The organism is Pseudomonas sp. AC239, from assembly GCF_979258545.1.
The window spans coordinates 5,797,442-5,819,567 of the sequence record NZ_OZ409864.1; the positions used below are offsets into that span (position 1 = coordinate 5,797,442).

18 protein-coding genes and 2 pseudogenes are annotated in these 22,126 nt (G+C 61.8%); 9 read left to right on the top strand and 11 right to left on the bottom strand.

Annotated elements, in window-relative coordinates:
* Positions 1-23: 23 nt before the first annotated feature.
* Together ACZ0AZ_RS26305 and ACZ0AZ_RS26310 are read right to left on the bottom strand one after the other, a co-directional pair.
* Positions 24-1,148, bottom strand: a pseudogene (locus ACZ0AZ_RS26305) (cache domain-containing protein); the annotation flags it as partial.
* Positions 1,048-2,364 carry a Na+/H+ antiporter family protein gene (locus ACZ0AZ_RS26310; protein WP_039763441.1) on the bottom strand — a complete coding sequence of 439 codons (1,317 nt, stop codon included), beginning with the start codon at positions 2,362-2,364 and terminating at the stop codon, positions 1,048-1,050. The gene ACZ0AZ_RS26310 and the pseudogene ACZ0AZ_RS26305, both read right to left, overlap by 101 nt.
* A gap of 1,527 nt (positions 2,365-3,891) precedes the next feature.
* On the opposite strand from ACZ0AZ_RS26310, the pseudogene ACZ0AZ_RS26315 reads away from it, so the two are divergent.
* Both ACZ0AZ_RS26315 and ACZ0AZ_RS26320 read left to right on the top strand, forming a co-directional pair.
* Positions 3,892-4,038, top strand: a pseudogene (locus ACZ0AZ_RS26315) (HAMP domain-containing protein); the annotation flags it as partial.
* Between the two features lie 102 nt (positions 4,039-4,140).
* Positions 4,141-4,896 (top strand): methyl-accepting chemotaxis protein, encoded by a 756-nt coding sequence (locus ACZ0AZ_RS26320; RefSeq protein ID WP_463538814.1) that lies wholly within the window; start codon positions 4,141-4,143, stop codon positions 4,894-4,896.
* Positions 4,897-5,027: 131 nt separating this feature from the next.
* Here ACZ0AZ_RS26320 and ACZ0AZ_RS26325 read toward each other — a convergent pair whose 3' ends face one another.
* Genes ACZ0AZ_RS26325 through ACZ0AZ_RS26340 form a run of 4 tightly spaced genes read right to left on the bottom strand, consistent with a single transcriptional unit; the run spans position 5,028 to position 7,629 of the window.
* Complete coding sequence (locus ACZ0AZ_RS26325) at positions 5,028-6,341, bottom strand: sensor histidine kinase (RefSeq protein WP_039763443.1); 1,314 nt, start codon at positions 6,339-6,341, stop codon at positions 5,028-5,030.
* Positions 6,338-7,006, bottom strand: a complete 669-nt coding sequence (locus ACZ0AZ_RS26330) for a response regulator transcription factor (RefSeq protein WP_252876626.1) — start codon at positions 7,004-7,006, stop codon at positions 6,338-6,340. The genes ACZ0AZ_RS26325 and ACZ0AZ_RS26330 overlap by 4 nt, the downstream gene beginning before the upstream one ends.
* Before the next feature lie 3 nt (positions 7,007-7,009).
* Positions 7,010-7,321: a PepSY domain-containing protein gene (locus ACZ0AZ_RS26335; RefSeq protein WP_129999634.1), complete on the bottom strand. Its 312-nt coding sequence runs from the start codon at positions 7,319-7,321 to the stop codon at positions 7,010-7,012.
* Positions 7,321-7,629: a PepSY domain-containing protein gene (locus tag ACZ0AZ_RS26340; protein WP_016775414.1), complete on the bottom strand. Its 309-nt coding sequence runs from the start codon at positions 7,627-7,629 to the stop codon at positions 7,321-7,323. Before ACZ0AZ_RS26340 ends, ACZ0AZ_RS26335 begins: the two co-directional genes overlap by 1 nt.
* A 259-nt stretch (positions 7,630-7,888) precedes the next feature.
* Between ACZ0AZ_RS26340 and ACZ0AZ_RS26345 the strand changes: the two genes are divergently transcribed.
* The 5 genes from ACZ0AZ_RS26345 to codA all read left to right on the top strand — a co-directional run bounded on the left by ACZ0AZ_RS26345 (position 7,889) and on the right by codA (position 13,247).
* Positions 7,889-8,968, top strand: a complete 1,080-nt coding sequence (locus tag ACZ0AZ_RS26345) for a patatin-like phospholipase family protein (RefSeq protein ID WP_310406550.1) — start codon at positions 7,889-7,891, stop codon at positions 8,966-8,968.
* Positions 8,969-9,053: 85 nt separating this feature from the next.
* Positions 9,054-9,410: a 6-carboxytetrahydropterin synthase QueD gene (gene queD / locus ACZ0AZ_RS26350; RefSeq protein WP_007915588.1), complete on the top strand. Its 357-nt coding sequence runs from the start codon at positions 9,054-9,056 to the stop codon at positions 9,408-9,410.
* Between the two features lie 199 nt (positions 9,411-9,609).
* Positions 9,610-10,422: an alpha/beta fold hydrolase gene (locus ACZ0AZ_RS26355; RefSeq protein WP_463538463.1), complete on the top strand. Its 813-nt coding sequence runs from the start codon at positions 9,610-9,612 to the stop codon at positions 10,420-10,422.
* 303 nt (positions 10,423-10,725) lie between these two features.
* Positions 10,726-11,997 (top strand): cytosine permease, encoded by a 1,272-nt coding sequence (gene codB / locus ACZ0AZ_RS26360; protein ID WP_463538464.1) that lies wholly within the window; start codon positions 10,726-10,728, stop codon positions 11,995-11,997.
* Positions 11,998-12,011: 14 nt separating this feature from the next.
* Complete coding sequence (gene codA / locus ACZ0AZ_RS26365) at positions 12,012-13,247, top strand: cytosine deaminase (RefSeq protein ID WP_129999637.1); 1,236 nt, start codon at positions 12,012-12,014, stop codon at positions 13,245-13,247.
* A gap of 206 nt (positions 13,248-13,453) precedes the next feature.
* On the opposite strand, the gene ACZ0AZ_RS26370 is transcribed toward codA, so the two are convergent.
* Complete coding sequence (locus ACZ0AZ_RS26370) at positions 13,454-14,434, bottom strand: diaminopimelate epimerase (RefSeq protein WP_463570610.1); 981 nt, start codon at positions 14,432-14,434, stop codon at positions 13,454-13,456.
* Positions 14,435-14,680: 246 nt separating this feature from the next.
* On the opposite strand from ACZ0AZ_RS26370, the gene ACZ0AZ_RS26375 reads away from it, so the two are divergent.
* Positions 14,681-15,832, top strand: coding sequence for an MFS transporter (locus tag ACZ0AZ_RS26375; RefSeq protein ID WP_122746861.1), 1,152 nt, complete (start codon positions 14,681-14,683; stop codon positions 15,830-15,832).
* Between the two features lie 159 nt (positions 15,833-15,991).
* Here the strand turns inward: ACZ0AZ_RS26375 and ACZ0AZ_RS26380 are convergent, their stop codons facing one another.
* The 4 genes from ACZ0AZ_RS26380 to ACZ0AZ_RS26395 form a co-directional block, all read right to left on the bottom strand.
* Positions 15,992-18,418: a TonB-dependent siderophore receptor gene (locus tag ACZ0AZ_RS26380; RefSeq protein ID WP_463538465.1), complete on the bottom strand. Its 2,427-nt coding sequence runs from the start codon at positions 18,416-18,418 to the stop codon at positions 15,992-15,994.
* A 98-nt stretch (positions 18,419-18,516) separates the two neighbouring features.
* Entirely contained in the window at positions 18,517-19,500 is a 984-nt protein-coding gene (locus ACZ0AZ_RS26385; RefSeq protein WP_463538466.1) for a FecR family protein, read from the bottom strand.
* A gap of 40 nt (positions 19,501-19,540) precedes the next feature.
* The gene (locus ACZ0AZ_RS26390; RefSeq protein ID WP_039760670.1) at positions 19,541-20,032 is read right to left on the bottom strand and encodes a sigma-70 family RNA polymerase sigma factor; all 492 of its coding nucleotides are present in this window, start codon (positions 20,030-20,032) and stop codon (positions 19,541-19,543) included.
* A 64-nt stretch (positions 20,033-20,096) separates the two neighbouring features.
* Positions 20,097-21,224 carry an MFS transporter gene (locus ACZ0AZ_RS26395; RefSeq protein WP_129999641.1) on the bottom strand — a complete coding sequence of 376 codons (1,128 nt, stop codon included), beginning with the start codon at positions 21,222-21,224 and terminating at the stop codon, positions 20,097-20,099.
* A gap of 96 nt (positions 21,225-21,320) precedes the next feature.
* On the opposite strand from ACZ0AZ_RS26395, the gene ACZ0AZ_RS26400 reads away from it, so the two are divergent.
* Positions 21,321-22,085, top strand: coding sequence for an AraC family transcriptional regulator (locus ACZ0AZ_RS26400; RefSeq protein WP_129999642.1), 765 nt, complete (start codon positions 21,321-21,323; stop codon positions 22,083-22,085).
* Positions 22,086-22,126: the final 41 nt, after the last annotated feature.

Genomic DNA, 22,126 nt, shown 5'->3' on the forward strand with positions numbered 1-22,126 from the left:
CGCACCAGGCCGTGGATCTTGTCGACGAAACGGTTGAACGAGCCGGCCAGTTCGCCGAGTTCGTCCTGGCTGGTGATGTTCAGGCGCCGGGTCAGGTCGCCCTCGCCAGCGGCGATGTCGTCGAGGCTGGCTTTCATTTGCGTCAGCGGACGCAGAATGGTGTTGGCCAGCAACATGCCCGCCGCCGCGATCACCAGCAGCACCAGCACCGCGACGCCGACAATGCTCAGCACCACGCCTTGCACGCGCTCCTGCACTTGCGCCTCGACCTGCGCCACTTGCGCTTCGATGCCGTCGAGGTTGACCGAGGTACCGACCGCCATGTCCCACTTCGGCAGGTATTCGGTGTAGCCGAGTTTCGGCACCAGCACCTTGGCGTTGCCCGGCAGCGGCGAGCTGTATTGCAGATAGTGAGTGCCGTCCTTGGCCACTTTGACCAGGCCGAGGTTGACGTAGACGCCGTTCGGATCGCGGTTGTCCTTGAAGCTTTTGCCCACGCCGTCGGGGTCGTTGGCTTTGAACAGACGCACGGTCTCGGAGTCGTAGCCGAAGAAGTAGCCATCCTTGCCGTAGCGGATGCCCGAGAGCAGTTTGATCGCCTGGGCGCGCGCCGCGTCGTCGCCCGGTGCGGCGGCGTCGTACAGCGGTTTGATCGTGGTCATGGCCACGGCAACGTAACTTTGCAGGGTGGCCTTGGCGTCGCTGAGCAGCCGCTCGCGGGTCTGTTCGACCTCCTTGCGCGCCTGTTCCTGGAGGATGAACAGCGTGGTCACGCTGATGACCAGCGCAAAGAGCAGCACCGGCAGAACGGCAAGGGACAGGACTTTAGCCTTGAGACTCAGGCGCATCGGGGGACTCACTCTTTTGATTTTGTTGGCGTGGTTAAAGGCTTTAACGGCACGCCGGGGCAAAAGTTGAGTCTTGAAACATCGCAGCCCCCTGTGGGAGCGAGCCTGCTCGCGAAAGCGTTGGGTCAGCAACCTGTGTGTCGACTGACACGACGCCTTCGCGAGCAGGCTCGCTCCCACATGGGGCAATTGTGGATGTTTAGAGAACCATCGCTGCAACCCAGCCAAACACCAGCAGCGGCAGGTTGTAGTGCAGGAAAGTCGGTACGACGGTGTCCCAGATGTGGTGATGCTGGCCATCGATGTTCAAACCCGAGGTCGGGCCGAGGGTCGAGTCCGAGGCCGGAGATCCGGCATCGCCCAGCGCACCGGCCGTACCGACGATGCAGACGATGGCGATCGGGCTGAAGCCCAGTTGCACGCACAGCGGCACGAAGATCGCCGCCAGAATCGGCACGGTGGAAAACGACGAGCCGATGCCCATGGTCACCAGCAAGCCCACCAGCAGCATCAACAAGGCACCCACGCCTTTGCTGTGATTGATCCACGCCGCCGACGATTCGACCAGCGTCTGCACCTGCCCGGTGGCCTTCATGACTTCGGCAAAGCCTGAGGCGGCGATCATGATGAAGCCGATCATCGCCATCATTTTCATGCCTTCGGTGAACAGGTCATCGGTCTCGCGCCATTTGACGATGCCGGAGAACGAGAAAATCAGGAACCCGACCAGCGCGCCGATAATCATCGAGTCCAGCAGCAACTGCACCACGAATGCCGAAGCGATGGCCACACCGGCGATCATCAGGCTCAACGGGTTGTACTGCACTGCCGTCTGCTCGACCTGTTCGATTTTGGCCAAGTCATAAACGCGCTTCTTGCGATAGCTGATGAACGCCATCGCCAGGCCGAAGACCATGCCCAGCGCCGGAATGCCCATGGCATGGGTGACATTGATGCCGCTGATGTCGACGCCGCTGCGGGCGACGTTGGCCAGCAGGATTTCGTTGAGGAAAATGTTGCCGAAGCCCACCGGCAGGAACATGTACGGGGTGATCAGGCCGAAGGTCATGACACAGGCGATCAAACGGCGATCGAGTTGCAGCTTGGTCAGTACATATAGAAGTGGCGGCACCAGCAGCGGAATGAATGCGATGTGGATCGGCAGGATGTTCTGCGAAGCAATCGCCACCACCCACAGCAGGCCGATCAGCAGCCATTTGACGTTACCGCCGCCGGTTGCATGCTGCCGATCCACCATGGCCAGGGCCTTGTCGGCCAGCGCATGAGCCAGGCCGGATTTCGCAATCGCTACGGCGAAAGCGCCGAGCAAGGCGTAGGACAACGCCACTGTCGCGCCGCCGCCCAGGCCGCTGTTGAACGCCTTGAGTGTTGCGTCGATGCCCAGACCACCGGTCAGGCCACCGACCAGCGCCCCGACGATCAGCGCGATCACCACATGCACGCGCGACAGGCTGAGGATCAGCATGACGCCGACGGCTGCTATGACTGCATTCATTTCACTACCTCAAAAAACACTGCGGGTGAAAACACACCGCCAGACAGGATGAGTCCGCGCGGGATTGGCCGGCGGATGTGTACAGAGGGTCTTGTTAGAGGGCGCGCACTGTGCCGCAGAGTGGCGGCAGTGTCAAAGCCCTGTGGCGAGGGGATTTATCCCCGTTGGGTGGCGAAGCCGCCACCGGCAAACTTCGAAACAACCCTATACGCAGGTGTCACGACTGCTTCGCAGCCGAACGGGGATAAATCCCCTCGCCACAGGACTACAGGACCACAGGCCCCGCATGCGGCAATCGGTCATATTGCGCTCACGCATAAAGAAAGCCGAAACGCGGCCGCTACAGTGCAAAGTCTCAGATATTTATCGGATAAGGATATTTCCATGTCGCTCAGACAACTTTCCATCCAATGGAAAATCACCCTGCTCGCCGGCCTCTGCCTGGCCGGTATCGTGACCCTGTTGGTCGGTCTTTCGCTGTATCGCATGGAACACAGCTCGGCGCTGGTCAAGGCCTCGAGCATGGAGATGCTCACCGAGTCGGCGCAGGCGCGGATCGAATCGCAAGGTGAAGTGCAGGCCGCCGGCATTCGCCAGCAATTCATGGACGCCTATCAATACGGCCACGGTTTCTCGCGGCAGGTGCTGTTTTTGCGTGAGCAGGCCGAGAAGCGCTTCCTCGATGCTTTCGACCTGCGCGAGGACATGACCCGTCAGGTCAAATCCGCGCTGCAAGCCAACCCGGACCTGCTTGGCCTGTCGCTGGTGTTCGAAGCCAATGCACTGGACGGCAAGGACGAACTGTTCGCCGACCAGGCTGAGCTGGGCAGCAACGACAAGGGCCGCTTTGCCCTGTACTGGTCGCAGCCGACCCCGGGCAAAGTCACCTCGATGGCGCTGCCGGAAAGCGACATGAGCGACACCAGCACCGGCCCCAGCGGTCAGGCCGCCAACGCCTGGTTCACCTGCCCGCGCACTACGCTCAAACCGTGTGTGATCGAGCCGTACTTCTATGTCATCGACGGCCACAAAGTGCTGATGACCAGCATCGTCTTCCCGCTGCAGGTCAACGGCAAAGTCATCGCTTCGCTGTCGGTCGACATCAACCTCAACAGCCTGCAAGCGATCAGCCAGAACGCCAGCCGCAAGCTGTATGACGGCCAGACCGCCGTCAGTATCGTCAGCCCCGCCGGCCTGCTCGCCGGCTACAGCCCGGATGCCGGCAAACTCAGCCAGCGTCTGGATGCGGTGGATCAGGCCAGCGGCAGCGAGTTGCTGCGTCTGCTCGCCGCGAGCCCTGGCGTGAGCAGCCTGCACAGCAACGGCCAGTTGAAAGTGCTGTCGCCGTTCCAGCCGATTCCCGGTGGACCGGCGTGGGGCGTGCTGCTTGATGTGCCGGAGAAAGTCCTGGTCAGCCGCGCCGAAGCGCTCAAGCAGCAACTGGATGCGAGCAACACTTCGGGCACGCTGATTGAACTGAGCCTCGGCCTGCTTGCCGCGATGATCGGTTTGCTGCTGGTGTGGCTGATGGCGCGCAGCGTGACCAGACCGATTCTCGGCGTGGCGCACATGCTTGAAGACATCGCCAGCGGCGAAGGCGACCTGACCCGGCGTCTGGCCTATGACAAACAGGACGAGCTCGGCCAGTTGGCCGGTTGGTTCAACAAGTTCCTCGACAAGTTGCAACCGGTCATCGCCGAGGTGAAACGCTCGGTGCAGGACGCGCGCAACACCGCTGACCAGTCTTCGGCCATCGCCACCCAGACCAGCGCCGGCATGGAGCAGCAATATCGCCAGGTCGATCAGGTCGCCACCGCGTCCCACGAAATGAGCGCCACCGCCCAAGACGTGGCGCGCAGTGCCGAGCAAGCCGCCGAGGCCGCCAAGGACGCCGACCGCGCCACCCGTCAGGGCCTGACCGTGATCGACCGCACCACCGCAAGCATCGACACCCTCGCCGCCGATATGAGCGCCGCGATGGTTCAGGTCGAAGGGCTGGCTGCGAACAGCGAGAAGATCGGCACGGTGCTGGAAACCATCCGCGCCATCGCCGAGCAGACCAACCTGCTCGCACTCAACGCCGCCATCGAAGCCGCCCGCGCCGGTGAAGCCGGACGCGGCTTTGCCGTGGTTGCCGACGAAGTGCGCAACCTTGCGCGCCGCACTCAGGAGTCGGTGGAGGAAACCCGCCAGGTCATCGAGCAATTGCAGAACGGCACGCAGGAAGTGGTGGGCTCGATGGGCAACAGCCATCGTCAGGCTCAGGGCAGTGTCGAGCAGGTTGGCCAGGCTGTAACGGCGCTGCGGCAGATCGGCGATGCGGTGACGGTGATCAGCGACATGAACCTGCAAATCGCCAGCGCTGCCGAAGAGCAGAGCGCGGTGGCCGAGGAGATCAACAACAACGTGGCGACAATTCGCGATGTGACGGAGTCGCTGTCCGGACAGGCGAATGAATCGGCGCGGGTGAGCCAGTCACTCAACAGCCTGGCGAATCAGCAGCAGCGGTTGATGGATCAGTTTCGGGTCTAGAATCCACCGCAAAACCCAATGTGGGAGCGAGCCTGCTCGCGAAAGCGTCGTATCAGTCAGCGAACATTTATCTGACAGATTGCATTCGCGAGCAGGCTCGCTCCCACAGGGGATGTAGGGTGTTTTGGCAATTAGCGCTTAGGCAGTTCAATCACCACTTTCAACCCGCCCCACTCGCTTTCTCCCAGCACCAGCAAGCCACCCCACGTATCGACAATATCGCGCACGATCCCCAATCCCAGCCCATGCCCATGGGTCTGCTCATCCAGCCGCGTGCCACGGCTGAACACCTGGGTACGCTGCTCTTCGGGAATCCCCGGGCCGTCATCTTCCACGCTCAGGGCAAAGCCGTCAGACCGTTCGATGACACTCAAGCGCACTTCGGCATCGGCCCATTTGCAGGCGTTGTCGAGTAGGTTGCCGAGCAGTTCGAGCAAGTCCTCGCGGTCCCACGGCAGTTGCAAGCCCGGCGGTGCGACGTAACTCAAGGCCAGGTGCTCGCCATGAATCATGTTCAGCGTCGCCAGCAAACCCGGCAGCTCGGCATCACAATCGAACAACGCGCCGGGCAGCGCATCACCGGATAACCGCGCCCGATTGAGTTCACGATTGAGGCGCTGCTGCACCTGCTCGAGTTGTTCCTTGAGAATCCTGCGCAGCTCGGGACGGTCATCGAGCTTGTCGCTGGAGGCCAGGCTAAGCAGCACCGCCAACGGGGTTTTCAGCGCGTGGCCGAGGTTGCCAAGGGCATTGCGCGAACGCTTGAGGCTGTCTTCGGTGTGGGCGAGCAAATGGTTGATCTGCGCCACCAGCGGCTCCAGCTCTACCGGCACCTGATCGTCGAGTTGTGAACGCTGGCCCTGTTGCAACTGGGCGATCTGTTCGCGCGCGCGTTCCAGCGGTTTCAGCGCGCGGCGCACAGTCAGGCGTTGCAGGAACAGGATCAACAGCAACGCCGCCAGCCCAAGGCCGAGGCCGATCTGACGCATGCGCTGGAAACTGTCGCTGACCGGCGTGTAATCCTGGGCGACGCTGATCGAGATCGACTGACCCAGGCGTCGATAGTCCGAGCGCAATATCAGCAAGCGTTGCCCGCCCGGGCCCAGTTGCAGGTTGCTGTGCAGCCCCGGGTGGGGCAGCAGCGGCAGCTCCTGATCCCACAGCGAGCGCGAACGCCAGTGGCTGTCGGAGAAATCGATACGAAAGTAGTGCCCGGAAAACGGCCGCTGATAGGCCGGCGACAGATGCCGCTCATCCAGCTGCAAACCTTGTGGGCCGCGCACCAGCGCCACCAGCAGGCTTTCGCTGTCGTTGCGCAGGCCGGCTTCGAGGTAGCGCTGCAAACCGACTTCGAACAACCACAGGCTGGTTTGCGCCAGTACCAGACCGACGACCACCATCACACTGATCAAACCCAGGCTCAAACGGCGCTGGATTGACCTCATGAAGCTTGCCCGCCGAACAGGTAACCCTGACCACGACGGGTTTCGATCACGCTTTTGCCGAGCTTGCGCCGCAGGTGATTGACGTGAACTTCGAGGACATTGGAGTCACGCTCGGTTTCACCGTCGTAGAGGTGTTCGGCGAGGTGGCTTTTCGAGAGGATCTGTTCGGGGTGCAGCATGAAATAGCGCAGCAGACGGAATTCAGCGGCAGTCAGCTGGATATCGGCGCCGTCGCGAACCACGCATTGACGGCCTTCGTCCAGATGCAGGCCGGCGGCTTGCAGGGTCGGCTGGTTGGACTGGCCCTTGGAGCGGCGCAACAGTGACTGAATGCGCAGATACAGCTCTTCCGGGTGAAACGGTTTGGTCAGGTAATCGTCAGCGCCAGCCTTCAGACCTTCAATGCGCTCGGCCCAGGAATCACGCGCGGTGAGGATCAGCACCGGAATCGCCAGACCGGCGGCGCGCCACTGCGCCAGCACGTCCAGCCCCGGCACGCCGGGCAGGCCGAGGTCGAGGATGATCAGGTCATAGGGCTCGCTGCTGCCCTGATACACCGCGTCCCGGCCATCGGCCAGCCAATCCACCGCGTAGCCTTGGCGCTGCAGGCCGGCGAGCAATTCGTCGGCCAGCGGTACGTGGTCTTCCACCAGAAGCAAACGCATCGATCAATCTTCCTTGTCTTTGACTAACTCGCCGGTATCGGCCTTCAGGTGCAGCTCGCGCGCCACGCCTTCGACCGTCAGCAATTCGACTTCGTAAATGTACACGTCGTGTTTTTCTTCCAGCTCGACTTCCAGCAGCTTGGCGCCGGGATAGCGATCCATGGCCTGCTGCAGCACTTGCTCCAGCGGCAGGATCACACCCTCGCGACGCAGGGTCAGGGCCTCGTCCTGATCGAGGTCGCGGGCCATGGCCGTACTGCACAACAACACCAGCGCCAGCGCCGTGAGGCGGGTGGCGCGACTATTCAGCTTCATTACGTATCCTGATGATCCCTGAGCACTTCACCATCGACCGCGTTCAACTCCAGATCCCACTTCAGCCCTTTCGGGTCGCGCAGTTCGATCTGGTAAATGAACTTGCCGTACTCTTCCTCCAGCTCGGTTTCGGTGATCTCCGAACCGGGGTGTTTTTCCAGGGCGATGGCGTTGAGCTTCTCGAAGGAGACGATAGTACCAGCGTCGCGCAAACGAAGCGCTTCGTCAGGTCCGAGATCGCGCGCCAGCGCGGTATTGGCGCCAAGGCCGAGGATCGAGGCAGTGGTCAGGGCAGTCAGGGTTTTCATGGATGTCTCCGAATTCTTATAGGTTGCTTACGGTGGGCACCTTAGCGGGGTCAACTTAACTGAAACTGAATGGCCATCATTGTGCCCTTTCCGCTGGACCACAGACTGATGGATAACTCTGTGGGAGCGGGCTTGCCCGCGAAGGCGGCGGCACAGCTTGCATCTCTGTGACTGAAAGGACGCTATCGCGGGCAAGCCCGCTCCCACAGGGTTATGCGGTGTGCTTATAATCGCCAGCTTGCTAACGATCGAGACCGGTATGACCGCCATCCACATCAAGTTTCCCGCCCTCACCCTCAAGGCCGGCCCGCGGGCCATGGCGCGGATTCGTGCGCAGGGATTGAATGCTGCAGACGTCGGCACCCTGCCCGGTGCGGCCGGTGGGCCAAAGGCGTTGGGGATTCAGGGGCTTGATCTGGCATTGTTCGGCGAGTGGCTGCCGAGTGCGCCGCGTGAGCGTTCGCTGATCGGCGCCTCGGTGGGTTCCTGGCGCTTCGCCAGCGCCTGCCTGCCAGACGCAGCCGAGGGCATTCGCCGCCTCGGCCAGCTGTACGCCGAGCAGAATTTCAACAAAGGCGTGACCATGGCCGAGATCAGCCAGAGCTCGCAGCGCATGCTCAATGACCTGCTCGACGGCCGCGACGCGAGCATTCTTGAAAACGCCGACTACCGTCTGAACATCATGGTGGTGAAAAGCCAGGGCCGTCTCGCCGAAGACCATCGCGGGCGCCTCGGTCTCGCGTTGGGCTCGGTAATCGCCGACAACCTGCGCGGCCGTGCACGGCTGTCGCGGCACTTCGAACGGCTGATCATCCACGATCCGCGTCTGGCGCCGCCGCTTGATGCCTTGACCGATTTCCCCTCGCGCTTCGTTGCGCTCAATACCGGCAACCTGCGCCAGGCGCTGCTCGCTTCAGGATCGATCCCAATGGTCATGGAAGGCGTGCGCGACTTGCCCGGCGCCGGCGCAGGTACGTTCCGCGACGGCGGTTTGCTCGACTACCACCTCGACCTGCCCTACAGCGGCGACGGCATCGTGCTCTATCCGCACTTCACCGATCGAGTGATTCCCGGCTGGTTCGACAAGACCCTGCCTTGGCGCCGCGCTTCGGTGCAGCGCCTGCAAGATGTGCTGCTGGTCGCGCCGTCGAAGGAATATCTGGCCCGCCTGCCCTACGGCAAACTGCCCGACCGGAACGACTTCAAACGCTTCATGGGCGATGCGCCGAGCCGGCAGAAATACTGGCACGCGGCGATGGACGAGAGCCGCCGACTGGGCGACGAATTCCTCGAACTGACGGCCAGCGGTCGCCTCGCCGAGCGCTTGCTGACCCTTTAGTCAGCACGGCCAAAGACAAGCTGATAAACTCGCCGCCTGCCCGAATCGCTGCGGCGAACGCCATCTGAACAGAGCCGAAAATACCGTGGAAATCTTCAAAGAGTTTACTTTCGAATCCGCCCACCGCCTGCCACACGTCCCGGACGGCCACAAGTGCGGACGCCTGCACGGTCACTCGTTCAAGGTCGCGCTGCACCTGAGCGGCGACCTCGATCCGCACACTGGCTGGATTCGCGATTTCTCCGAGATCAAAGCGATTTTCAAGCCGCTGTATGAGCGTCTCGACCACAACTACCTGAACGACATTCCCGGCCTGGAAAACCCGACCAGCGAAGTGCTGGCCAAATTCATCTGGAATGAGATGAAGCCATTGCTGCCGGAACTCAGCGCGATCCGCATTCATGAGACGTGCACCAGCGGCTGCATCTATCGCGGCGAATAAGCAACACACATCTCCCCGCCCCTGTGGGAGCGAGCCTGCTCGCGAAAGCGGTGGGTCAGCCGACATTGATATCGACTGACACGCCCTCTTCGCGAGCAGGCTCGCTCCTACAGGGGGACAGCGTTGATCCACAGAAACAGCCTTTACGGCTGTTTTTTTATGCCTATGCTTTCCGTTCTCCCGCCAAGAGGACAGGCCCATGACGGACTGGCTGCTGGATCAGGTGTTTGATTTCAACGGGCATCAAGTGCGTTATGCCGTGCGCGGTGACGGTCCGCCGCTGGTGTTCGTGCATGGCACGCCGTTTTCGTCTTACGTGTGGCACCGCATCGCCCCGCACTTTTTCGCCACACACCGAGTGCACTTTTTCGATCTGCTCGGTTACGGACAGTCCGCGCAGCCAGACGCCGACGTCTCCCTCGGCGTGCAGAACGAACTCCTGGCGCAACTGCTTGATCACTGGAATCTGCAAACTCCGGACGTGGTCGCTCATGATTTCGGCGGCGCCACGGTGTTGCGCGCGCACCTGCTCAATGGCAAGGATTACCGCAGCCTGACCCTGATCGACCCGGTCGCCTTGACGCCGTGGGGTTCGGCATTCGTGCAGCATGTGCGTCAACACGAAGCCGCGTTCAGCGGCTTGCCCGATTACATCCAGCGCGCCATCGTGCCGACCTATATTCGCGGCGCGATTCACCGTGACATTGCCGATGATGAACTGGCGCCGTATGTGCGGCCTTGGCTGGGCGATCCGGGGCAAGCGGCGTTCTACCGGCAGATCGCGCAGATGGACGAGCGCTTTACTCGTGATGCCGAAAGCCTGTACCCGACGATTCGCTGTCCGGTGCAGATTCTCTGGGGCGAAGAGGATCAGTGGATTCCCATCGAACGTGGCCGCGCCTTACAGCAGATGATTCCCGGAGCGCAATTTCACGCCATCGCCAATGCCGGCCACCTCGTCCAGGAAGACGCACCCGAAGCCATCGTCGCCGCCCTGCTGCGTTTTCTCTAAGCCAACAGCATGCCTTTTCCTTGTGGGAGCGAGACTGCTCGCGAAGGCGTCGTATCAATCCATCTTTCGGTGACTGACACCCCGCATTCGCGAGCAGGCTCGCTCCCACAGGAGTCCGGCGCCAAGTCTGAATTATCTGCAATGCACATAACAGGCTCGCTCCCTGACTGGGCCATGGTGTGTTCGGGTGCACCGTTTTCGCGCCTGAATTCGCCGTGTCGTCTATACATACCCGGCGCGGCGCCGCTTGGCACGACCGCTGCAACCCTTCTGTGTCTTCCCCCTTCCAGCAAGGACTGCCCCATGACGCAGAACGCCTCCGGCAACGATTACCCGCTCAGTGAAGTCCCCATGCACGCGCGCAAAGGCCTGGCCTCGACGGCGATGGTGTTACTCGGCTTCACGTTTTTCACCGCGACCATGTTTGCCGGCGGCAAGCTGGGGGTCGCGTTCGGTTTTGCCGAAATGATGGCGGTGATCATCGTCGGCAACCTGCTGCTCGGTCTGTACGCGGCAGGCTTGGGTTACATCGCCTTCAAGAGCGGCCTCAATTCGGTGCTGATGGGCCGCTTCTGTTTTGGCGAAGTCGGCAGCAAGCTCAGCGACCTGATCCTCGGTTTCACCCAGATCGGCTGGTACGCCTGGGGCACGGCGACGGCAGCGGTGGTGATCGGCAAGTATTTCAATCTCGATGAAACCACCGTGCTGGTCCTGATGGTGCTGTTCGGTCTGGGTTTCTGCGCTACGGCGTACATCGGTTATCGCGGACTGGAGATGCTCTCGTACATCGCGGTGCCGGCGATGCTGTTGCTGCTGATGCTGTCGATGTGGGCAGCGACCGTGAAAGTCGGCGGCTTCGAAGGCTTGCTCAGCGTGGTGCCGAGCGGTTCGCTGGACTGGTCGACAGCGATCACTTTGGTGTTCGGCACCTTCGTCAGCGGCGCAACGCAAGCCACCAACTGGACGCGATTTTCGCGCTCGGCAAAGGTGGCGGTGCTGGCCAGCCTGATCGGTTTTTTCATCGGCAACGGCCTGATGGTACTGATCGGCGCGTATGGCGCGATCGTCTATCAGCAACCGGATGTGGTCGAAGTGCTGCTGTTGCAAGGTTTCGCCATGGCCGCGATGGCCATGCTGCTGCTGAACATCTGGAGCACCCAGGACAACACCATCTACAACTTCGCCGTCGCCGGCTGCAACCTGCTGCGGACCGGTCGGCGCAGAACCGTGACCCTCGGTGGCGCGGTGATCGGCACCCTGCTCGCCCTGCTCGGCATGTACGACATGCTGGTGCCATATCTGATTCTGCTCGGCACGGTGATTCCGCCGATTGGCGGGGTGATCATGGCTGACTTTTTCTATCGCTGGCGCGGCCACTATCCGCGTCTGGCCGACGCACGGTTGCCGGCGTTCAACTGGCCGGGGCTCGGGGCCTACGGCATCGGCACCATCGCCGCGTTCAGCTCGCCCTGGGTCGCGCCGCTGGTAGGCATTGCCGCTGCCGCGCTAACGTATGTCATCGTCACCGGTGTGCTCGGCGCCCGTCGCGTCAGCGCACCACTACAAGACCTATAAAAAGGATTCGCCTGATGCACATCATCAACGCCCGCCTGCGCAACCAGGAAGGCCTGCACGAATTGCACCTCGAAGACGGCCTGATCCACAGCATCGCCCGTCAGACCGAAGCGCCGACCCTCGGCGCGGATGACCTCGATGCCGGCGGCAATCTGGTGGTGCCGCCCTTCGTCGAACCGCACATCCACCTCGACGCTACCCTCACCGCCGGCGAGCCGCGCTGGAACATGAGCGGCACGCTGTTCGAGGGCATCGAATGCTGGGGCGAGCGCAAAGTCACCATCACCGAAGAAGACACCAAGACCCGCGCCAAGAAGACCATTCAGGCCCTGGCCGCCCACGGCATTCAGCACGTGCGCACTCACGTCGACGTCACCGACCCGCAACTCACCGCGCTCAAAGCGATGCTCGAAGTGCGCGAGGAAAGCCGTCACTTGATCGACCTGCAAATCGTCGCGTTCCCGCAGGAAGGCATCGAGTCGTTCCGCAACGGGCGCGAGCTGATGGAAGAGGCGATCCGCATGGGCGCCGATGTGGTCGGCGGCATTCCGCATTTCGAATACACCCGCGATCAGGGCGTCAGCTCGGTGAAGTTTCTGATGGACCTGGCGGAGCGCACCGGCTGCCTGGTCGATGTGCACTGCGACGAGACCGACGATCCGCATTCACGCTTCCTTGAAGTGCTCGCCGAAGAAGCGCGCAGCCGCGACATGGGCGCCCGCGTCACCGCCAGCCACACCACGGCGATGGGTTCATACGACAACGCCTACTGCGCCAAACTGTTCCGCCTGCTCGGCCATTCCGGAATCAGTTTCGTTTCCTGCCCGACCGAAAGCATTCACTTGCAAGGACGCTTCGACAACTTCCCGAAACGCCGGGGCGTGACCCGCGTCAATGAACTGCTCGAAGCCGGCATGAATGTTTGTTTCGGTCAGGATTCGATCGTTGACCCGTGGTATCCGCTGGGTAACGGCAACATCCTGCGCGTGCTTGAAGCGGGTTTGCATATCTGCCACATGCTCGGTTATCGCAACCTGCAAAGCGCGCTGGACCTGGTCACCGACAACAGCGCCCAGGCCATGCACCTGGGCGAACGCTACGGACTGGAACAGGGCCGCCCGGCGAACCTGCTGATTCTCTCAGCGGACAGCGATTACGAAGTGATCCGCAGCCAAGGCCTGCCGCTGTATTCGATTCGCGGCGGCAAGGTGCTGATGAAGCGGCAGATGCCGGTGGTGGAGTTCAGCTGAGAAATGCGCTGAACCTCATAGGCCGAAAGCAAAACCTGTGGGAGCGAGCCTGCTCGCGAAAGCGCCATGCCAGGCGCCTCGATGTTGGATGTGCCGACCTCTTCGCGAGCAGGCTCGCTCCCACAATAGATCCAGTTGATGGCAAGGAATGTGTTCAGCGCAAAACCCTGTGGGAGCCTGGCTTGCCAGCGATGGCGTCGGCCGAATCAACCCGCCAACCGCGCCGTGCCAAACAATCTGACGCGCAGCAACTCCCCTTCCGAAACCTCAAGCAAAACCGGTGCGGTGCCGCCGGGCATGACCACCCGCACTTCCCCCGCCTCGACCCAACCCACCCGCCACGCTGCACACGCGACCGCACTGGCGCTGGTGCCGGAAGACGCGGTTGGACCTTCGCCACGCTCGAATACCCGCGCAGCGATTTTCTGCGGCGACGCCAGCGCGGCCCATTGCAGATTGACGCCCGCCGGGCACGGATTGCCGGCACCGGTGGGCATGGCATAGGCAATTGCCGTCAGCCGTTCGTTCAGGGGCGATTCACCCATCTGTTCGTTGCTCGGCAAAGCGCTTGCATCGCTGAGCAGCGTTACACAGTGCGGATTGCCGATACGGACGAATTGGCTGTGGGTCCAAGTGGGATCGAGCTGTGCCAGGGGCTGGACATGGCTGACGTCGCGATTGTTGAACTGAGCGCTCTGAACGGCCTGCGCCCCCACAGCCTCCGGGCCAAATGTGGGCTGGCCGAGGTCGAGCCAGAAACCGCGCACGCCCTCGACTTCGGCCGGTTTTACCGAGGTTTCCAGCGCTTCGCCCTTGTCATGATGCACGCACAGCATGGCGCCCTGCTCCGGCAGCAAGCCTTGCTCGGTCAATGCCTGAGAAAAAATCGTCAGGCCGTTGCCACTGCGTTCGGCGAGGCTGCCGTCGGTGTTGACGATCAGCACATCGAACGGCGCCGCTGTCTGGAATGGGCCGATCAGCAGGCCATCGCTGCGGTGAGGTTTGCTGTTGGCCGGGCGTTGGCCTTCGGGCCAGTGGCAGCACAAAGCGATGGCGGCCTCGCTCCATTGCTGCCGAGATGCGGCGCAGTCGGTGGCGCTTGTCGGCAAAGCGATTCCGGCCTCGCGCAAGTCTTGAGGTGAGACCACGGCGTAGATATTGCCGCGTGCGTCGTAGAAGCTCGTCATTGCCGACCGTTTACCTTCGTATGGATGAACGCCACTCTAATGATTAATACACACCCTGTGGAAGCGGGCTTGCTCGCAAAGGCGGTGTGCCAGTCAAAAATTCCTGGCCTGACATACCGCCTTTGCGAGCAAGCCCGCTCCCACAGGGTAGGATGTCCACCGTTATGCCCCGAAAGGCCTGAGATCGAACCTCAACGCCGTCAGAATGTCACTCGGGATGCAGTTGTTTTTTTACCAAGGATCGATATGACCAGCCTCAACCCCCAAGACACCTTCGTCCCCGGACGTCTGCAACAGATGTCTACCCGCGTCGCTTTTTTCATCGCTGGCCTCGGCATTGCCGCGTGGGCGCCGCTGGTGCCATATGCCAAGGCCCGGGCCGGGCTGGATGAGGGCACGCTGGGATTATTGCTGTTGTGCCTGGGCGTCGGTTCGATTCTGGCGATGCCGCTGGCGGGGATTCTCGCGACGCGTTTTGGTTGCCGACGTGTGGCCACCGGCGGCACTCTGCTGATCTGCGCGGCGCTGCCGTTGCTGGCGACGGTGTCGTCGATCCCGGCGCTGATCGCCACGCTGTTCATGTTCGGCGCCGGCCTCGGCACGGTGGATTCGACGGTGAACCTGCAAGCAGTGATCGTCGAGCGCGCCAGCGGCAAGCACATGATGTCGGGGTTCCACGGTTTGTTCAGCCTCGGCGGCATCGTCGGTGCGGCGGGTGTCAGCGCCCTGCTCGGCCTCGGCCTGACACCACTGGCAGCGATGCTGGTGGTAGTGGTTTTGCTGATCGGCGCCTTGCTCAAGTGCGTGCCGCACATGTTGCCCTACGGCAGCGAAAGCTCCGGCCCGGCGTTCGCCATTCCCCATGGCATCGTGCTGTTTATCGGCGGCATGTGCTTCATCGTGTTCCTCACCGAAGGCGCCGCGCTGGACTGGAGTGCAGTGTTCCTCGCGCAGGAACGCGGGATCGACACGGCATACGCGGGCCTGGGCTACGCAGCGTTTGCCCTGACCATGACCGTGGGCCGCCTGCTCGGTGACCGCATCGTGCGCAAGCTGGGTGCGACGCGAATCATTCTGTTCGGTGGGCTGTTAGCGGCGGCGGGGTTGTTTCTCGCCACCTTCGCACCGAGCTGGCAAGCGGCGCTGCTCGGGTATGCGCTGGTCGGCGCCGGTTGCTCGAACATCGTGCCGGTGCTGTACACGGCGGTGGGCAAGCAAACGGTGATGCCGGAAAGCATCGCGGTGCCGGCGATTACCACCCTCGGTTATGCCGGTATTCTCGCCGGGCCAGCGGTGATCGGTTTTGTCGCGCATGCCAGCAGTCTGAGCTTTGCCTTTGGATTGATGGCGGTTTTGCTGGTGGCTGTGGCGATTGGCGGCAAAGTCCTCAAGGTCTAAAGCAAAGATCGCAGCCTTCGGCAGCTCCTACATGGATAGCCAGATCGTTCCCCACGCTCTGCGTGGGAATGCCTCAACGGACGCTCCGCGTTCGGCTTTGCAAGGGACGCGGAGCGTCCCGGGCTGCATTCCCACGCAGAGCGTGGGAACGATCAAGGCTTAGAAACCGACGCTGGCCTGCACGAAGAACGTGCGCGGCGCGCCGACATACATCCCCGAGTTGTTGTCGCTGGAGCGGGTGAAGTATTGCTTGTCGAAGACGTTCTTCACCCCGGCACCGAGCTTGAGGTTCGACACCTGCGGACCGAAGTCGTAGCCGCCGCGCACGTTCCAGGTCACGTAACCCGGGATGTCGCCGTACTGCCCGTCCGCCGTGCCTTCAGTGATGTAGTTGCCATTGAAGCTGCCATCCGCATTCACACCGGTGCCCGGCGAACGCTGTTTCGATTGGGCGAAGCCATCGATGTTGTACGTCCAGCGGTTGATCTCATAACGCAATCCGACCGTGGCCACCTGCCGCGAATAGAACGGCAGATCGCGGCCCTTGAAGCCGGGGATCTCGCCTTCATAGGTGGCGCGGGTGTAGGTGAAACCGGCGTTGGCAGTCAAACCATCGAGGCGTGGATCGAGGGCGGCCATGTCGTAGTGCGCCGAGGCTTCGATGCCCTGGTGCTTGGTCGCGCCGAGATTGGTCCAGCCGACGTCGTTGCTGATGTATTGCAGTTCGTCATCGAAGTCGATGTAGAACAGCGTCACCTCGCCGCCCCAGACATCATCGTTGTAGCGCGTGCCGATCTCGTAGGTCTTGGCCTTTTCCGGCTCCAGACCGTTGGCGGTGCTGTCACCCGAACCGCCCTGGCCGAGCTGGAAATATTGCAGGCTGCCGAACGAGGTTTCGTAGTTGGCGAACAGCTTCCAGGCATCGGACAGGTGATACATCACGCTCAGCGCCGGCAGCGGTTCGTTGCTTTCGATGCTGCGGTTTTTCTCCGGTACCGGGCGGCCAGCGGTGTCGAGGACAGCGCGATCATGCCAATCGGTGCTGATGTGTTCGAAGCGAATGCCCGGGGTGATGGTCCAGTTGCCGACGTCGATCTTGTTGTCGACATACACCGAATTGGCCTCGGTGCCACCGGTGCGATCCTGGAACACATGGCCGTCGGAGGTCGGCGTGACCACCGGCTGATTGTTGACCAGCGCCAGACGGCTCGATTCTTCGTGCATCGCCTCTTTCAGATAGCGATAACCGACGCTGACTTCCTGGGTGGTCGGGCCGACATCGAACACCCGCGACACGCGCGGCTCGATGCCGAGGGTGTAATAGGAACGAGGGTACGAGCTGAGGGTGCGCTGATCGCGCGCGGCGATGGTGCTGCCGCGAAAGCTGTCGGTGTAATAGGTGAGGATTTCCGCCTGAGTGCGCTCGTCGATCTGGCGGGCCCACTTGAACGACACGTCCTTGCGTCGGCCTGTGAACTGGTCGTAGTCACGCACTGATTCGTAGGGCTTGTCGTCGTACTGACGCTGGGTCAGACCGCCGGGCATGTCGGCGCTGGCGTCGTAGTAGTGGAAGTTGAGACTGAAATCGTCCTGATCGGTCGGCGCCCAATGCGTCTTGAGCAGCACGTCGTCGATATCGTTGCCGTTGTTGCGCTCGCGATAGCCATGACCGTTGACGCCGGAGTACAGCAGCGCGACGCCCATGCCGTTGTCGGCGGTGCCACCGAGGAATGCGGTGTCGATGTGTTTCCAGCCACCGTACTGGGTGGTCTCCAGCGTTGTGCCGATTTCACCGGTGGGTTTTTCCGGGATCGCCCGGGTCACGAAGTTGATCACGCCGCCAACGTTCTGCGGCCCGTAGCGCACAGAACCGGCGCCACGCACGACGTCGATGCTGTCGAGATTACCCGAGGAAATCGGCGCCATCGACAGTTGCGGCTGGCCGTATGGAGCAAACGCGGCAGGTACGCCGTCGATCAGTACGGTCGAGCGTGGCGACAGGCGCGACGTCAGACCGCGCACGCCCACGTTAAGGGAAATATCACTGCCGCCGGTGCCGTTGGAGTCCTGTACCTGCACGCCCGGCACGCGCTTGAGCACGTCGCTGACGTTCATCGCGCCCTGCTCGACCATCGCTTCGCGGCGAATCACCGTGCGTGCGCCCGGATGGTTCTGCACCACCGCCGCGTCAGCGTCACCGAGCCAGTCGCCGACCACTTTGACGTCGGTCACGCCGAGCTCCAGCGGGCCGTTGCTGGCTGCGGAGGTGGCTGCTGGGGCGAGCGTCACCGAGCCCTCGTTGATCTGATAATCGAGGCCGCTGCCCTGCAACAGCTGACGCAAGGCCTGTTCCGGCGAGAGGTCGCCATCGACCGCAGGCGCCTGTTTGCCGGCCACCAGCTCGGGGCTGAAAAACACCTGCAGCGAGGTTTGCTGGCCCAGTTCGCTCAAGGCCTGGCCCAGCGGTTGCGCGCGGATATGAATGGCTTCAGCGGCAAACGCCGACGGCATCGCTGCGCTGACGGCCAGCGCGAGAGCCAATGGCAGCCAAGGGGATTTTTTATTGTGGTGGGTGGTGATGTTCACGTCGTACGGAGTCCTGTGGATCGCAAGAGTGTGCGGCTGTTAATGCAAACCAGTTGCAGTTGAACAGGAAGACGATGAACGGGGAAAAAACCTGAATGCTATCTGGAAATTATTTCCTGACTGCCGTCGGCAAGGGTGCGCACGGCCACCGGCAGGATGTTCGGCAAGGCTTTGAGCAAGGCGTCGGTGTCATCGGATTTGAACACGCTGGTCAGGCGCAGGCTGGCCACGCCCGGTTGCGAAACGATCAACGGCTTATCCCGATAACGCGACACTTCAGCCGCTACTTCGCCGAGGCTGGCGTTGTTGAACACCAGTTTGCCGTTGCGCCACGCGGTCAGCTGCGCCGGGTTGACCGCGTAGGCCGGCAGGACTTTGCCTTGCGCATCGACCGACGTGCCGAGACCTGCGGTGAGCTTGATGAATTCGTGGTCCGGCGCAGCACTTGCCTGTACTTTCACCGTGCCCTGCTCCACCGCCACGCGGGTGTGCGTGGCATCGCGGCGCACATCGAAACGCGTGCCGGTGACCGTGACCTTGCCGCTGCCGGCCTCGACAATAAACGGACGCGAGGCGTCGTGTGCAACGCTGAACATCGCCTCGCCGGCGCTCAATTCGATGACACGTCGATCCTGCTCGTAGCGCACCTGCAAGCGGCTGCGACTGTTCAGATCGATCACCGAGCCATCGGGTAACGCCACATGTCTGCGCTCGCCCAGCGCCGTAACGAACTCGGCGCGGTAGCCACTCGGATTATTCAGTCCACTGAACAGGCCAAGCCCCAGCGCCACGGCCAGAACACCCGCGGCCACGGCATAACGCAGCAATGGCCGGCGCTCGCGGCGAGTTGGCGGTGTTTCAGCAAGCGCTTTGAGGCGCGAAGTCGGCAGCAGATCAGCCGCCGTCCACAGGCCTTGCAGCAATTGGAATTCTTCGCGGTGTTGCGGATGCTCGTTCAGCCAGGCCTCGAAGCGCCGCCGTTGCTCGACGCTGACATTCGGTTCCTGCAAACGCACGAACCAGGCCGCCGCCTCGTCACGCACCGCCGTTTGCCCACAGGCGCAATCACCCGTTTCCATCATGGAATGTCCTGTCCGGCTGAGAATGAAAAGGCGCGAGCGCTCATGATTGGAATCCATCCAGCCGCTCACGCAGATGACGCAGGGTGCGGATCATATACTTTTCGACCATATTCTTGGACAACCCCAGGCGTTCGGCGATTTCTGCCTGCGTCAGCCCTTCGATCTTCTGCCAGACGAAGATCTTGCGACAGTTGAGCGGTAATTCGCTGAGCGCGCGTTCGATGGAATCGGCCAGCTGGATCGCGTGCATGTAATGCTCCGGATCGCCCGCCGACGACGCACTGTCATCGACCGCTTCCCACTCCATGGTGCCGCGCCGGTCCTCACGCCGATACCCATCAACCGCGATATTGCGCGCCGTCTGGTGCAGATAAGCGCGCGGCTGCTGCACCGCCGCCGAATCCGCCTCGAGCACCCGCACAAAGGTGTCGTGCGCCAGATCCTCGGCCTGCGCGCGATTGCGCAGGCGCCGAGTCCAGGTGCCGATCAACTCTTCGTAATGCTCGAAAAAGCCGGATCTGCGGGAGCGCATGGGGGATGGGCGGCGTGGTGAGAAAGGGGCCTGAATAGTAATGCTTCGTATTAACCCGGGCAATTCATTCCTTGGATACAAATGTTGTCAGCAACAACGCCACGCCGTTGCATACGATCAGCGTCGCGCCCAAAGCCTGAAACCAACCAGCGAGTATCAGCCCCGCGCCTACCAGCAAGTAGTACATCAAACCCAACAGCGCACCGGCAGTACCCAGCCGATCGGCATACTCCACCAGCGCCAGGCCGAGAATATTGGGGATGGCCATACCGAATGCCAGCACGATCAACAGCATCGGCAACACGAACGCGGCGCTGTCCTGCAATAACCAGACGCCAATGCCACCGGCCAGGCCGCAGAACGCTGCGAGCCGGATCAATTGCATCGCCGCATACCCGGCCTGCAACAAACGCTTGTTGAACCACGCACCAAGCCCCGAACCCAACGCAAGCAACACGCCGCTGTAGCCGAACCAGCTTTCGCTCAAACCCAAGCGCTGGAACATGAACGGTGCGAGGCTGTAGTAACTGAACAGCGCAACGTTGAAGCAAGCGATCCAAAGCGCCGAGCGCCAGATTCCGCGGTCACTCAGCATGCGCCAAAGGGTGTCGGGAAGACTGACATCAGGCGTCTGTTGCGGGCGTGATTCCAACAGACCGTACCAACTCCATAGCCATAAACATGCAGCAAGCAGCACCAGCGCGCCCAGCACACCGCGATAACCGAACACCTGCACCAGGCTCGCGCCGCTGAACAGTCCAATCGCCGGACTCGCCGCCAGCGCGATGCCGACCACGGAAAATACCTGGGCCAATTCAGCGCCCTTGAAGCGATCACGCAATACGGTTTGCGTTACCACCGAAGCCACCGCCGCGCCGAACGCCGCCACGCCCTGCACCAACAGCAAACCGTTGAAACTGCTGACTCGCAGACCGACCAGCAGCGCAACTGCATACAGCGCCATCCCCACCAGCATCACCGGTCGCCGCCCGAAGCGATCACACGCGCGGCCCCACACCACTACACCAAAGGCAAACGCCAGGAAATACACCGACAAGGTCTGCGCTGCCGTTTGCGGACCAACAGCGAAGGCTCGACCGATATCACTCAGCGCCGGGCTGTATAGCGTTTGCGCGATCTGCGCAAACATCAGCAGGGCAATAGCCAGCGCAAGCAAACTCCGCTTGTTCATTCCAATGACTCCTCTACGAAAGCAGAGAAGTTTAAAAACCGGTGCTTGGCGTATTATCCGGATCCCGCCAACTTATCGCTGAAATCGGACAATTCCATGGCTTGGCTCGATGCCCATTCGACGTTTGATGCAGACAGTTTTGCCGCTCCGGTGATCGGTCTTGCATCGACCATGGCTGACCACGATTCAGGCATGCACTGTCATCAGCGCGGGCAATTGCTCTACACGCGCCAAGGCTGCATCCGGATTGATCTGGCGCAGCAGTTGTGCTTGTTACCACCCTCGCGGGCAGCGTGGATTCCGGCCGGGGTCAGCCATCGTGCGGTGATGCAGCGGAGTGTCGACTATCGCTCGATCTACCTGGTCGGTGATTTATGTCACGGGTTGCCGCAGCAGGTTTGCGTCATCGAAGTCAGCCCCTTGCTGCGCGCGTTGCTCGAGCCCATGGCGACGGCGGCTTTCGACACTGACTGGCAAACAGGCAGATTCGCCCATCTGCTCGGGCTGTGTCTGAGTGAAATCAATGACGCAGTGCAGCAACCGATGCTGTTGCCATTGCCTCGGGACAAACGGCTGACGTCTTTGCTGGCCGTACCCGATCGGCTGCCGCCAACGCTGCACGTGCTTGAACAACAGATCGGCGCCAGCAGCCGCACCATCGGCCGCATCTTCCAGCGCGAAACCGGCATGAGTTATCAGCAATGGCGCCAACAGTGGCGGCTGATGCGCGCCATTGAACTGCTCGCTACCGAGAGAAGCCTGAGTTACTGCGCCTTTGCGCTGGGGTTTGCCAGCGACAGCGCGTTCATCGCCTTCTTCAAATCCATCACCGGCAGCACGCCGGGCCAATGGCTCAAATAAGCAACTGACGATTGGCCGCAGAAATGATTTGCCACTAAATA